The 14,233-nt window shown below is 55.9% G+C and carries 8 protein-coding genes; all 8 read left to right on the forward strand.

Going from position 1 to position 14,233, the window contains the following annotated elements; translation table 11 throughout:
* Nucleotides 1-434 precede the first annotated feature (434 nt).
* The 8 genes from ygfK to KGP26_RS11435 all read left to right on the forward strand — a co-directional run bounded on the left by ygfK (nt 435) and on the right by KGP26_RS11435 (nt 14,217).
* Nucleotides 435-3,542 carry a putative selenate reductase subunit YgfK gene (gene ygfK, locus KGP26_RS11400; protein ID WP_223665447.1) on the forward strand — a complete coding sequence of 1,036 codons (3,108 nt, stop codon included), beginning with the start codon at nt 435-437 and terminating at the stop codon, nt 3,540-3,542.
* A 2-nt stretch (nt 3,543-3,544) separates the two neighbouring features.
* Entirely contained in the window at nt 3,545-4,873 is a 1,329-nt protein-coding gene (ssnA, locus tag KGP26_RS11405; RefSeq protein ID WP_223665448.1) for a putative aminohydrolase SsnA, read from the forward strand.
* Between the two features lie 53 nt (nt 4,874-4,926).
* Nucleotides 4,927-5,700 (forward strand): molybdopterin-dependent oxidoreductase FAD-binding subunit, encoded by a 774-nt coding sequence (gene ygfM / locus KGP26_RS11410; RefSeq protein ID WP_223499255.1) that lies wholly within the window; start codon nt 4,927-4,929, stop codon nt 5,698-5,700.
* The gene (locus KGP26_RS11415; protein ID WP_223665647.1) at nt 5,700-8,579 is read left to right on the forward strand and encodes a molybdopterin-dependent oxidoreductase Mo/Fe-S-binding subunit; all 2,880 of its coding nucleotides are present in this window, start codon (nt 5,700-5,702) and stop codon (nt 8,577-8,579) included. The genes ygfM and KGP26_RS11415 overlap by 1 nt, the downstream gene beginning before the upstream one ends.
* Before the next feature lie 237 nt (nt 8,580-8,816).
* Nucleotides 8,817-10,232 carry a nucleobase:cation symporter-2 family protein gene (locus KGP26_RS11420; protein ID WP_021804795.1) on the forward strand — a complete coding sequence of 472 codons (1,416 nt, stop codon included), beginning with the start codon at nt 8,817-8,819 and terminating at the stop codon, nt 10,230-10,232.
* Nucleotides 10,233-10,315: 83 nt separating this feature from the next.
* Nucleotides 10,316-11,632: a guanine deaminase gene (gene guaD / locus KGP26_RS11425; RefSeq protein ID WP_223665449.1), complete on the forward strand. Its 1,317-nt coding sequence runs from the start codon at nt 10,316-10,318 to the stop codon at nt 11,630-11,632.
* Nucleotides 11,633-11,734: 102 nt separating this feature from the next.
* Nucleotides 11,735-13,099 (forward strand): NCS2 family permease, encoded by a 1,365-nt coding sequence (locus KGP26_RS11430; protein ID WP_223665450.1) that lies wholly within the window; start codon nt 11,735-11,737, stop codon nt 13,097-13,099.
* Nucleotides 13,100-13,275: 176 nt separating this feature from the next.
* Nucleotides 13,276-14,217, forward strand: coding sequence for an Rpn family recombination-promoting nuclease/putative transposase (locus tag KGP26_RS11435; RefSeq protein WP_371822691.1), 942 nt, complete (start codon nt 13,276-13,278; stop codon nt 14,215-14,217).
* Nucleotides 14,218-14,233: the final 16 nt, after the last annotated feature.

Raw genomic sequence — 14,233 nt, forward strand, 5'->3', positions numbered from 1 at the left:
AATAACGGTGATTTAACCGATAACCAATATGCAGTTTTTTCAGGATAGAGTGCCGATTTAATCGCAAACAACCTTGATGTAATCGATATTTGGCAAACATTCATACTTTATCGATTGCGGTCTCGTTTTTAAGCGAAGTGCTATTTGGCCGTATCAAAGTGATAGCTGGCGATGTTTTTTTGATAATTGATTCTATTAGCGTAGCCTTGATGATTAAGCGACTACCTGCACTGATTGTTATTCTCAGTTGCGATAGTGAGCCCGTTCACAAATAAAATTAACAATTAGAACTACCTCACGAATTTAACTGCTGCCCAACCCCGTAGGGAGATTTGGCCTGATTGTTGCTGCGTTATGCCTATCCGCTGTGGAAAACCGTCCTCAGGTTTTTACAGACTCATCATTCAGGCATTTCGCCGCAAGGAGATAAAGCTATGGGAGATTTAATGCGTCCCGTTCCGTTCAAGGCGCTGTTAACCCGGATTTTTGATGAATATCATGAGAGCCGGTCTATTTTTGGTATTCCAGAAAAGCAGTTTTATCGCAAACATGACGATCGGCGGATTAACGTCTTCAATGAAAGTTGTGAAACGCCACTTGGCCCGGCCGCAGGCCCGCATACTCAGTTGGCGCAGAATATCATCGTTTCCTGGTTGACCGGCGGGCGCTTTATCGAATTGAAAACCGTGCAGATCCTCGATCGGTTGGAGCTGGAAAAGCCCTGTATCGATGCCGAAGACGAATGCTTCAACACCGAATGGTCAACCGAGTTCACGCTGCTCAAAGCCTATGATGAATATTTAAAAGCCTGGTTTGCCCTGCACCTGCTGGAAGAGATGTTTGATCCACGGGCCAAGGGGGAAAGTAAATCCTTCATTTTCAATATGAGCGTGGGTTATAACCTCGACGGGATTAAACAGCCGCCGATGCAGGACTTTATCCATAACATGATGGACTCTGCACAGCACCCGAAATATGCCGAGTATCAACATATTCTTGCCGCATGGGTTAAGGACGAGGGCTTTATTAGCCAGTTCGCCTTATCCGCCCAACGCGGGGCATTGGCACAGTTGCCAGAGCATATTCCAGCGCAACTGGTCAGCGGTATTACCCTTTCGACCATGCACGGTTGCCCGCCAGATGAAATTGAAGCCATCTGCCGCTATATGCTGGCAGAGAAACGGCTCAATACCTTTGTCAAATTAAACCCGACGCTGCTGGGTTATCCGCGTGTGCGTGCCATTCTGGATAGCTGCGGGTTTGATTATGTCGGGCTGAAAGAAGAGTCTTTCGAGCACGATCTCAAACTGGAGCAGGCGATCGCGATGTTGCACCGCCTGACCGACCTGGGGAAACAGCAGAAGTTGGGTTTCGGGGTCAAACTGACCAATACCCTGGGGGCGATCAACCATAAAGGCGCCTTGCCGGGCGAAGAGATGTATATGTCCGGGCGCGCGCTGTTCCCGCTTTCCATCAACGTGGCGGCGGTTCTCTCCCGCGAGTTCAACGGGGAGCTGCCGATTTCCTATTCCGGCGGAGCAAGCAAGTTTAACGTCCGCGAGATTTTTGACACCGGCATCCGGCCAATCACCATGGCCACCGACCTGCTCAAGCCCGGTGGCTATTTACGCCTGACGGAGTGCATGCAAGAGCTGGACGCTTCCGATAGCTGGCAGATGACGCGCATCGATGTCGATAAGCTGCAAGCGCTGGCAGACAAGGCCGTCAGCATGGAATACACCCAGAAACACTGGAAATCAACGGATCGCATCGACGCGGGTGGCCCATTACCGATGATTGACTGCTATGTGGCTCCTTGCGTCACCGCCTGCGCCATTAAACAGGATATCCCGGAATATATCCGGCTGCTGGGCGAACAGCGCTATGCCGATGCGCTGGAGCTGATTTATCAGCGTAACGCCTTGCCAGCCATTACCGGGCATATCTGCGATCACCAGTGCCAGTACAACTGCACCCGTCTTGATTACGACAGCGCGCTGAACATCCGCGAACTGAAAAAAGTGGCGTTGGAGAAGGGCTGGGATGAGTATCAGCGCCGCTGGCATAAACCGGCAGGCTCTGGCAGCAAACGTCCGGTCGCCATTTTGGGCGCTGGCCCGGCGGGTCTGTCCGCTGGGTATTTCCTGGCACGGGCCGGGTATCAGGTTACGTTATTTGAGCGCGAGGCCAATGCGGGCGGGGTGGTGAAAAACATCATTCCACAGTTCCGCATCCCGGCGGAGCTTATCGAGCACGATATCGACTTCGTGGCCGCCCACGGCGTGAAGATGGTTTATGGCTGCGATCCCGATCTGACCGTCGACAAACTGCAACAGCAGGGCTTTGACTACGTGTTTATCGGTATCGGCACCGATAAAAACAGCGGCGTGAAGCTGGCGGGCAATAACCGCAACGTCCACAAATCGTTGCCGTTCCTGCGCGATTTCAACCTCGGTAAGCCGATGAACCTGGGCAAACACGTGGCCGTGGTCGGTGCCGGTAACACGGCAATGGACTGTGCCAGGGCCGCGTTGAAGGTGCCTGGCGTGCAGGACGTCACCGTGCTGTACCGCCGCACGCTCAATGAGATGCCAGCCTACCGTGAAGAGTATCAGGAGGCGGTAGAGGACAACGTGCAGTTTATGTTCCTCACCAACCCGGAACACTTTGATGCCAACGGTACCTTGACGGCCAGAGTGATGGCGCTGGGAGAGCCGGACGAGAAGGGGCGCCGCCGCCCGGTCGCCACCGAACAGACCCTGACGCTGCAAATGGATACCTTGATCACCGCCATTGGCGAGCAGGCTGACGAGGAAGTGCTGCATAAGCTGGGCGTACCGCTGGATGACGCAGGCTATCCGCAGGTCAACACCGCCACCGGCGAAACTACCCGGCCTAACGTCTTCCTGATCGGCGACGTGCAGCGTGGCCCGTCATCCATTGTTGCTGCCATCGGTAGCGCCCGCAACGCTGCTGAAACGGTGCTGGCGCGGGAGAACGTCAAAACCCATCACGCCGACAAATACTGGTCGAACGTCGATCCGGCGGAAATCTATCGCCGCAAAGGCGCTATTTCGGTAGCGCTGGTGGATAAAACCGAGCGCGAAGCCTTCGTGGCCCAAGAGGCCCAGCGCTGTCTGGAATGTAACTACGTGTGCAGCAAATGCGTCGACGTTTGCCCGAACCGTGCCAACGTGTCGATTGCCATACCGGGCTTCCAGGATCGTTTCCAGACCCTGCATCTGGATGCCTACTGCAATGAATGCGGCAACTGCGCCCAGTTCTGCCCGTGGCAGGGTAAGCCTTACCAAGACAAAGTGACGATCTACAGCCTGCCGCAGGACTTTGCCAACAGCACCAATCCAGGGTTCCTGGTGGATGGGGCGCAGGTCAGCGTACGGCAGGACGGCAAGCTTTACCAACTGCAGATCGATAGCGACGGCCAGCTTGAGCAAGTGCCGCCGGAACTGGAGGAGATGTGCCGCATTATCAGCCATGTGCACACTCATCATCATTATCTCCTTGGCCAGGTGGAGGTGTAGTCATGCTGATATTAACCAATGCAACCGGCGTGCAGCTCGACCCCGCCAGCGTACAGCACGGTATCGATATCGCCATTGAAGGGGCGTTGATCAAAGAGGTGGGGCAAGGGTTGGCGGCCAAATATCCCCAGGCGGAAGTGCGCAATATGCACGGCAAATGGGTGATGCCAGGGATTGTGTGCGCCCACAACCATTTCTACTCCGGGTTATCACGCGGGATTATGGCCAACATCGCGCCCAGCCCGGACTTTATCTCCACGCTGAAGAACCTGTGGTGGCGGTTGGATCGGGCGCTGGATGAGGAATCGCTGTATTACAGCGGCCTGATCTGCTCGTTGGAAGCCATCAAGAGCGGCTGTACGGCGGTGATCGATCACCACGCCTCGCCCAACTTTATCGCCGGTTCGCTGAAAACCCTGCGCGCAGGCTTTATCGAGACCGGGCTGCGTGGCATGACCTGTTTTGAAACCACCGATCGCAACGGCGGGGAGCGCGAACTACGGGCTGGCGTGGAGGAGAATATTGCCTTTGCCCAGTTGATCGACGTCGCCAAAAAAGCCGGTAAGGAGCCTTACCTGGTGGAGGCGCATATTGGCGCTCACGCACCGTTCACGGTTTCTGATGCCGGGTTGGAGATGCTGCAAGCGGCGGTTAAAAGTACCGGCCGTGGTCTGCATATCCACGCCGCCGAGGACAGCTATGACGTATCCCATAGCCACGACAAATATGGCAAGGATCTGATCGAGCGCCTGGCGCAATACGACCTGATCGGGTCAAAAACGTTGGTCGCCCACGGTCTGTATCTGTCTGCAGCGGATATCGAGCTGATCAACCAGCAGGATGCCTTCCTGGTGCACAACGCCCGCTCCAATATGAACAACCACGTGGGCTATAACCATCAGCTAGCGCAGTACCGCAACCTGGCGCTCGGCACCGATGGCATCGGCTCAGACATGTTTGAAGAGCTGAAGTTTGCCTTCTTCAAACACCGTGATGCGGGTGGGCCGCTGTGGCCGGATAGCTTTGCCCGCTTCCTGGCCAACGGTAACCAACTGCTGGCGCGCAACTTTGGCGCCAACTTCGGCAGCCTGGCCGCCGGTTACAAAGCGGATCTGACCATCTGCGACTACTCGTCACCCACGCCGCTGGCGGCGCAAAATATCGGCGGACATCTGGCCTTCGGCATGGGGGCTGGCAGCGTCAACAGCGTAATGGTGGAAGGCCGTATGGTCTATCAGGATCGCCAGTTCCCGTTCGATGTGGAACCGATCTACGCCCAGGCGCGCAAGGTAGCGGCCAAGCTGTGGCAGCGTATGGATACCTTGAAGTAAACCGGTCGCCGCCCTGCGAACACCGGGGCGGCTGACATTGATGAGGGTGCAACATGATTGAGCAATTCTATCGGCCAGGATCGGTACAGCAGGCGCTAGAGCTAAAACGCCAGTACCAGCAGGATGCCGTCTATTTCGCTGGCGGCAGCAAACTAAACGCCACACCCACTAAAACACGGCAAAAGATTGCCATCGGGCTGTCGCAGCTGGGGCTGGATCAGGTGAGCTGGCAGCAGGGGGCATTGCATATCGGTGCCACCATTACCTTACAGCGTTTAATGGATACCCAGCTTATCCCGCAGGCCCTGCGTGAGGCGCTGGGTTTTGTCTATTCCCGCCATATTCGCAATCAGGCCACGCTGGGTGGTGAAGTCGTTTCGGCAACGAAAGATTCGGTGCTGCTGCCGGTGCTGCTGGCATTGAGTGCCCAGGTGGTGGTGGGCAGCGGCAAGACGATGGCGCTGGAAGACTATCCGCTGTGCGGCGGCAGTGAATTACTGCTGGCGGTGATACTGCCGGAGCCTTACCGTACCTGCGCTACCCGTAAAATTGCCCGTTCAGCGGCGGGGTTGCCGGTGGTGACTGCGGCGGTATCCCGCGATGCGCAGGCGAAAATTCGTATCGCCCTGAGCGGTGTGATGGCTCCTGGCCGCCTGCGAGATGCAGAGAACAGTGGTCTGAGTGGCCCGGCATTGGAGCAGGCAGTGGCGCAGATGATATCTCCGCCAGACGACATCTGTGGCAGCCGCGCCTATAAGCGCTATATCACCGGTGTGGTGGTGGCAGACCTGTTGGCGGCTTGCCAGGCATCAGGGGAGAAAGCATGATGAATATTCGCTTTACGCTTAACGGCATCCCGCAGGAGATGCAGTGCCAACCCGGCGAAAACGTCCAGCAACTGCTGTTTACGTTGGGAATGCATTCGGTCCGCAATAGCGATGACGGCTTCGGCTTTGCCGGTTCGGACGCGATCCTGCTCAACGGTGTGGTGGTCAACGCCTCGTTGCTGATCGCCGCCCAGTTGGATAATGGCGCGGTGACCACGGCCGAAGCGCTGGGGAGCTGGAACCAGCTCAGCCTGGTGCAACAGGCAATGGTGGACGTGGGGATCGTCCAGTCCGGCTATAACGATGCGGCGGCGGCGCTGATCCTGACGGATCTGTTGGCCCGCATTGAGGAACCAACGCGCGCGCAAATAGACGATGCGCTGTCAGGCTTGTTCAGCCGTGATGCCGGTTATCAGCAGTTCTATCAGGTCGTAGCGCTGGCGGTGGCTCGCCGTAACGATCCTGAATTCCAGTCGCTCGCGGCTCCCGAATTCCGCAGCGATCTGAACGTGGTCGGTAAGCTGTGTCCTAAGGTGGACGCGGCGAAAATGGTACAGGCCAAGCCTTGTTATGTGGAAGACCGCGTGGCCCGCAATGCCTGCATCATCAAGATGCTGCGCAGCCCGCATCCTCATGCCTTGATCACACATCTGGACGTCAGCAAAGCCGAAGCGTTGCCAGGGGTGGTGCATGTGATCACCTATCGCAATTGCCCGGATATCTATTACACCCCCGGTGGGCAGAGCGCGCCAGAACCTTCACCTCTAGATCGTCGGATGTTTGGCCAAAAGCTGCGCCACGTGGGTGACCGGGTGGCGGCGGTTGTGGCCGAGAGCGAAGAGATTGCGTTGGCCGCGCTGGCGTTGATCGATGTCGAATATCAAGTGCTTAAACCGGTGATGTCGATCGATGAGGCGATGGCGGAAGGGGCACCGCTGGTACACGACGAGCCGATTGTTTACGTCCACGGCGCACCGGAGGACCTGGCCGAGCAGAACCAGGGTAGCGCAGAGCGTGGCACCGAGCATGTGACGATCAATTTCCCGATTGGTGCCAAACCCCACAGCAATATTGCCGCCGCGGTACATGGACGCATTGGCAACGTGGATCAAGGTTTTGCCGAGGCGGATGTGGTGCTGGAGCGCACCTACGAATCCAAACAGGTGCAGCAGTGCCCGGCGGAAATGCACGTCTGTTACACCTACATGGACGGCGATCGGCTGGTGATCCACGCGTCAACCCAGGTGCCTTGGCACCTGCGCCGCCAGGTCGCCAGGATCGTCGGGCTCAAGCAGCATAAAGTGCACGTGATCAAAGAGCGGGTCGGCGGCGGTTTTGGCTCCAAGCAGGATATCCTGTTGGAAGAAGTGTGTGCCTGGGCAACCTGCGTGACCGGCCGTGCGGTTTATTTCCACTATACCCGCGAAGAAGAGTTCATCAGCAACACCTCACGCCACGTGGCCAAGGTGCGGGTGAAGATTGGCGCGAAAAAAGATGGCCGCCTGACGGCAATCGATATGAACTTCCTGGCCAATACCGGCCCTTATGGCAACCATGCGCTGACGGTGCCCAGCAACGGCCCGGCGCTGTCGCTGCCGCTTTATCCCTGCGATAACGTCAATTTCCAGGTGACCACCTATTACAGCAACATCTGCCCAAACGGGGCTTATCAGGGTTACGGTGCGCCAAAAGGCAACTTCGCCCTGACCATGATCCTGGCGGAAATGGCGGAAAAACTGCAGATGGATCCGCTGGAAATCATCGAGCGTAATCGGGTAGTTGAAGGGCAAGAGTTGAAAATCCTCGGGGCGATTGGCGAAGGAAAAATGCCGACTTCGGTGCCAAGTGCCGCCAGCTGTGCGCTGGAGCCGATTTTGCGCAAAGGGCGTGAGCTGATCCAGTGGAGCTCACCGAAAGTCAGTCAGGGAGACTGGCAGATTGGCCGTGGCGTGGCGATTATCATGCAAAAATCCGGTATTCCGGATATCGATCAGGCCAACTGCATGATCAAGCTGGAGTCGGATGGCACCTTTATCGTGCATTCCGGCGGGGCAGATATCGGTACCGGGCTGGATACGGTCGTGGGCAAACTGGCGGCGGAAGTGTTGTGCTGCCCGTTCGCAGACGTACATGTGATCTCCGGCGATACCGACCATGCCCTGTTTGATAAAGGGGCCTACGCCTCTTCCGGTACCTGCTTCTCCGGCAATGCGGCGAAGAATGCGGCGGAAAATCTCAGGAAGAAAATCCTGTTCCACGGCGCGCAGATGCTGGGTGAGCCAGAAAGCGACGTCACGCTGGTGGTTCCAGGCGTGGTGCGCGGTAAACAGGGCGAAGTGACGTTCGCCCAGATTGCCCATAAGGCAGAAACGGGCACCGGTTTTGGCACTCTCGTGGCCACCGCCAGCTATATCTCCTCTGACTTTGCCTTCCCGTTTGGCGCCAACTTTGCCGAAGTGGCGGTCAATGTGCGCAGCGGGGAGATCCGGTTGGACAAGTTTTATGCCTTGCTCGATTGCGGCACCCCGGTTAACCCGGAACTGGCGCTGGGGCAGATCTACGGGGCTTCAATGCGCGCCATCGGCCACAGCATGACGGAAGAGATTATCTATGACAGCCAAGGATCGCCGATCACCCGAGATCTGCAAAGCTATGGCGCACCGAAGATTGGCGATATCCCGCTGGATTTCCAGGCGTTCCTGGTGCCCAGCGACGATCGGGTGGGGCCATATGGGGCCAAGTCGATCTCCGAGATTGGCGTCAACGGAGCGGCCCCGGCCATCGCTATGGCGATCCACGATGCCTGTGGCGTTTGGCTGCGCGAATGGCATTTCACCCCTGAGAAGATTTTGAGGGGGTTAAATAAGCTGTCAGCGTAGACTCTGTAATAAGTCGTACCGGGATAGTGGCCAATTACGGTCATTATCCCGCTATACCTGCCGAGTTAAACCGGCGGCGGGTATAAACGATTCAATATATTAGCCAAAGGCTAATCTGTTATTGCCGCCATATATGAGCTCATCGCTCAGGCTAGCCCGTGGGATCAACATGGCGAAAGTGCAGGGCGTGGAGCTTATTGAATCAGATGATCAAATTTACTGGAATGGAGTAAAGAGATGTCTGATATGCCTACTTCAAATAACGACCTTATTTATCGGGTGGAAGATAAACCACCTTTCGACCAATGCATCGTGGGGGCAATCACCCATTTACTGGCTATTTTTGTGCCGATGGTGGCACCTGCACTGATCGTCGGCACCGCGCTGGGGTTGCCGCCGGACGTCACGGCCTATCTGGTATCGATGGCAATGATAGCCTCAGGGATTGGCACCTGGTTGCAGGTGAATCGCTATGGCCGCGTAGGCTCCGGATTATTGTCCATTCAATCGGTCAACTTTTCCTTTGTGACGGTGATGATCGCCTTGGGTAGCACGATGAAAGCCGATGGCCTGCATGTGGAAGCGATCATGTCCACGCTGCTGGGCATCTCTTTTGTTGGTGCATTCCTGGTGGTGGGCTCCTCGTTTATTTTGCCCTATCTGAAACGGGTGATCACGCCCACCGTGAGCGGCATTGTGGTGCTGATGATTGGCCTGAGCCTGATCAAGGTGGGCATTATCGATTTTGGCGGCGGTTATTCAGCGAAAAGCAGCGGCACCTTTGGCAACTACGAAAATATCGGTATCGGCCTGTTGGTGTTGCTGGTGGTGATCGGGTTTAACTGTTGCCAGAACGCATTATTACGCATGGGGGGCATCGCCATCGGCTTGATTGTCGGGTATGTCGTGGCCTTGTGCCTGGGCATGGTGGATTTCTCGGTGATGCAAAACCTGCCGGTAATGACCGTTCCCGTTCCCTTTAAATACGGTTTCTCTTTCGATCTGCATGCCTTCCTGGTAGCTGGCATCATCTATCTGCTCAGCGTGTTGGAGGCGGTCGGCAGTATCACCGCTACCGCAATAGTGTCCGAGCAGCCCATCAAGGGGGATGAATATACCGCACGCCTGAGCGGTGGAGTGCTGGCCGATGGGCTGGTCTCGGTGATTGCCGCCATGCTGGGCTCGTTGCCACTGACGACATTTTCCCAGAATAACGGCGTGATCCAGATGACCGGCGTCGCCTCGCGCCATATCGGCAAATATATCGCCGTGATCCTGGTGGTGCTGGGGCTGTTTCCCGTCATTGGCCGCTTCTTTACCACTATCCCCGCACCAGTGCTGGGGGGCGCCATGACACTGATGTTCTCGATGATCGCCATCGCCGGGATACGCATCATTATCTCTGACGGTTTAAACCGTCGCGAAACCATCATCGTTGCCACCTCGCTGGGGCTGGGCCTTGGCGTCTCTTACGATCCGGAAGTGTTTCGTATTTTGCCCGAGTCGATTTATGTACTGGTGGAAAACCCGATCTGTGCCGGAGGACTCACGGCTATTTTCCTCAATTTGCTGATACCGCAAAACCCGCGTGAAAAACCTGACGCCGAGGAGGCCGAGTTCGAGGTGGTTACAGCGGAAAAAAACACCGATTGAGATTGCTGACAAAGGTTACTTAGGGGCGCTGTATGCGGCGCCCGCCTGGCAACATCCGTTTTATGGCGACAAGGAATTTCAGTATGGAGCGAGAACAATCAATCAAGGCCGTGCGGGGCAGTTTTCTCGATATCACCCGCACCGTACAGCATCCGGAAGAAATCGAGGGCCATCTGCGCTTTATTAAAGACGGGCTACTGATCATTCGTGATGGGCGAGTGGAGTGGTTTGGCGACTGGGAAGAGGGGCACCACCAGATCCCCGACAGCATCCGGGTACGCGACTACAGCGGTAAAATGATCGTGCCAGGGTTTGTCGACACCCATATTCACTATCCGCAGTGTGAAATGGTAGGAGCCTATGGCGAACAACTGCTGGACTGGCTGAACAAGCACACCTTCCCGGCGGAGAAGCGCTATAACGATCTGGAATACGCCCGCGAGATGTCGGCGTTTTTCATCAAGCAGCTGCTGCGTAATGGCACCACCACCGCGCTGGTGTTCGGCACCGTGCATCCCGAATCGGTAGAGGCGCTGTTTGAGTCGGCGCGCCATATCAATATGCGGATGATCGCCGGTAAGGTGATGATGGATCGCAACGCGCCCGATTACCTACTGGATACTCCAGAAAGCAGCTATAGCCAAACCAAGGCGCTGATTGAGCGCTGGCATAACAATGGCCGCCTGTTATACGCCATCACCCCGCGTTTTGCGCCAACCTCCTCACCGGCACAACTGGAGATGGTGCAACGCCTGCGCCAGGAATACCCGGATGTTTACCTGCATACCCACCTGTCGGAAAACAAGGATGAAGTGGCTTGGGTGAAAGCCTTGTTCCCAGAGCGCAAAAGTTATCTCGATGTTTACCATCACTACGGCATGACCGGCAGAAAAAGCGTATTTGCCCACTGTGTGCATCTGGAAGACGCCGAGTGGGATTGTCTGCACCAAACCCAATCCTCCATCGCCTTTTGCCCGACCTCCAACCTGTATCTCGGCAGCGGCCTGTTTAATTTGCCCAACGCCTGGCGGAAAAAGGTGCGGGTGGGAATGGGCACCGACATCGGCGCGGGCACCACCTTCAACATGCTGCAAACGTTGAACGAGGCATACAAAATCATGCAGCTGCAGGGCTACCGGCTCTCAGCGTATGAGGCGTTTTATCTGGCGACGTTGGGCGGGGCCGATGCCCTGGGGCTGGCGGACACCATTGGTAACTTCAACCTGGGGAAAGAGGCAGACTTTGTGGTGCTGGAGCCGACGGCCACGCCGCTGCAACAGTTGCGCTACGACAACTCAAAAACCTTGATGGATAAGCTGTTTGTCATGATGACGCTAGGGGATGACCGGTCGATCTATCGCACCTATGTCGATGGCCGGCTGGTGTATGAACGTACTTAAAACCACCGCACTGCAATTTGCCAGGATTGGCGTTACCCCCAGCGAGTGCCGTAACGTCAAGCCCGCAGGGTAGGTGAGTGTAAACTTTCAGAGGCCATTGATATGTCTAATAATTTATCGCAGGCGACGACAGAAAAAGCGGCCAGCTCGCTAGACAGCTATTTCAAGATTAGCGAGCGGGGTAGCAGCGTACGGCAGGAAGTATTGGCAGGGTTGACCACCTTTTTGGCGATGGTCTATTCGGTGATCGTGGTGCCCGGCATGTTGGGCAAGGCGGGCTTCCCTCCTGCGGCGGTGTTTGTCGCTACCTGCCTGGTTGCCGGTGTGGGGTCACTGGTGATGGGCCTGTGGGCTAACTTGCCGATGGCTATTGGCTGCGCCATCTCATTGACGGCGTTTACCGCTTTCAGCCTGGTGCTTGGCCAGCATATCAGCATCCCCGTTGCCCTGGGGGCGATCTTCCTGATGGGGCTGATATTCACCGCCATTTCGGTAACCGGGGTGCGCTCATGGATCCTGCGTAACCTACCGATGGGCATCGCGCATGGCACCGGGATTGGTATCGGCCTGTTCCTGCTGCTGATCGCTGCCAACGGCGTCGGCATGGTGATCAAGAACCCGCTGGACGGCTTGCCAGTGGCGCTGGGGTCGTTTGTGTCTTTCCCGGTGATGATGTCGCTGCTCGGCCTGGCGATGATCCTCGGGCTGGAGAAATTACGTGTGCCGGGCGGGATCTTATTGGTGATCATCGGTATTTCCGTTATCGGTCTAATTTTTGACCCTAATGTGAAATATCAGGGGCTGTTTGCGTTGCCCAGCCTCACCGGGCCGGACGGTAGCTCGCTGATTTTCAGCCTGGATATCAAAGGGGCGTTGAATCCGGCGATACTGCCCAGCGTATTGGCATTAGTAATGACTGCTGTTTTTGACGCCACGGGCACCATCCGGGCGGTCGCCGGGCAGGCTAACCTGCTGGACAAGGATGGGCAGATTATCAACGGTGGCCGGGCATTAACCGCCGACTCCATGAGCAGCATGTTCTCTGCGTTGGTTGGGGCCTCACCGGCTGCGGTGTATATCGAGTCTGCTGCGGGAACGGCTGCTGGCGGTAAAACCGGCATGACGGCGGCGGTGGTGGGCGTACTGTTCTTGCTGATCCTGTTCTTGTCACCGCTGTCTTATCTGGTCCCCGGCTATGCGACGGCACCGGCGCTGATGTATGTGGGCCTGCTGATGCTGAGCAACGTGGCCAAGCTGGACTTTGACGACTTTGTCGATGCCATGTCTGGCCTGGTGTGCGCGGTATTTATCGTGCTGACCTGTAACATTGTCACCGGCATTATGCTAGGCTTCAGCACGCTGGTGATTGGCCGCGTGTTCTCTAACGAGTGGCGCAAGCTGAATATTGGTACGGTGATAATCGCAGTGGCGCTAGTGGCATTCTATGCTGGCGGCTGGGCGATTTGATGGGGTAACCGAGCAGATTGCTGACCAACTTGCACTCGATGCTAAAGGTAGGGGCGCTGCATGCTGCGCCCACTATCAGCGTTCAACCTCGTTTTGCGAGTTGACTCCAGAGGTTGCACGTAGGTAATTTTAACCACGTTCAGCTTGTAGTAGGTTTTGCTCATGTTTTGTCCAGGATGACCGACATGAAAAAGCCTACCCCCACTCCACATGATGCGGTTTTTAAGCAGTTCCTCACCCATCCCGCCACCGCCCGCGACTTTCTGGAAATGCATTTGCCGCCAGATTTGCGGCAAAGTTGCGATCTGAATACGTTAAAGCTAGAGCCAGGTAGTTTTATCGAGCGCGACCTGCGTGCTTATTACTCCGATGTGCTTTACTCGCTGAAAACCGGTAAGGATGACGGCTATGTCTATGCTCTGATTGAGCACCAAAGTTCGCCCGACAAGCATATGGCATTCCGTTTGGTACGTTATGCCATTGCCGCAATGCAACGCCATCTTCAGGCGGGTCACGATCGGCTACCATTAGTTATTCCGATGCTCTTTTACCACGGGCAGATCACACCTTACCCGTATTCGATGAGTTGGCTTGAGGAGTTCAGTGACCCAGAATTGGCTAGGCAACTTTACGCGGGACATTTTCCTTTAGTTGACGTTACCGTCATTCCCGACGATGAGATCATGCAACACCGCCGTATGGCCATTCTGGAGCTGTTACAAAAACATGTGCGCCATCGCGATCTGTTCGAACTACAGGAACGACTGGTCACATTATTGTTGGCCGGATACACTACTAAAGAACAACTGATATCGTTGATTAACTATATGCTGCAGATGGGGAGTACGACCAAACCGGAGAGACTGCTCCGTGAATTGGCCAGACGCGCGCCGCAGCATGAGGAGGAATTGATGACTATTGCAGAATATCTCGAGCAGAAAGGTTTCGATAAAGGTATAGAGAAAGGTATAGAGAAAGGTATTGAGGAAGGGCGAAAGGAAGGGCGAGAAGCCATCTTGAAGATAGCGCTCTCCATGCTGGCTAAGGGCTTCGATCACGCTATGGTCATACAGCTGACCGGTCTTTCAGAAGAAGAGCTGGCGCAAATCCGCCACTAGCGTTTACCAGCGTTTC

The sequence above is a fragment of the Serratia sp. JSRIV002 genome (assembly GCF_019968725.1).
Taxonomy (GTDB): domain Bacteria; phylum Pseudomonadota; class Gammaproteobacteria; order Enterobacterales; family Enterobacteriaceae; genus Chania; species Chania fonticola_B.

Coding starts and splice junctions, on each gene's coding strand:
- guaD (WP_223665449.1), top strand. CDS start 10,316: ATGGAGCGAGAACAATCAATCAAGGCCGTGCGGGGCAGTTTTCTCGAT.
- KGP26_RS11430 (WP_223665450.1), top strand. CDS start 11,735: ATGTCTAATAATTTATCGCAGGCGACGACAGAAAAAGCGGCCAGCTCG.
- KGP26_RS11435 (WP_371822691.1), top strand. CDS start 13,276: ATGACCGACATGAAAAAGCCTACCCCCACTCCACATGATGCGGTTTTT.
- ygfM (WP_223499255.1), top strand. CDS start 4,927: ATGATTGAGCAATTCTATCGGCCAGGATCGGTACAGCAGGCGCTAGAG.
- KGP26_RS11415 (WP_223665647.1), top strand. CDS start 5,700: ATGAATATTCGCTTTACGCTTAACGGCATCCCGCAGGAGATGCAGTGC.
- KGP26_RS11420 (WP_021804795.1), top strand. CDS start 8,817: ATGTCTGATATGCCTACTTCAAATAACGACCTTATTTATCGGGTGGAA.
- ygfK (WP_223665447.1), top strand. CDS start 435: ATGGGAGATTTAATGCGTCCCGTTCCGTTCAAGGCGCTGTTAACCCGG.
- ssnA (WP_223665448.1), top strand. CDS start 3,545: ATGCTGATATTAACCAATGCAACCGGCGTGCAGCTCGACCCCGCCAGC.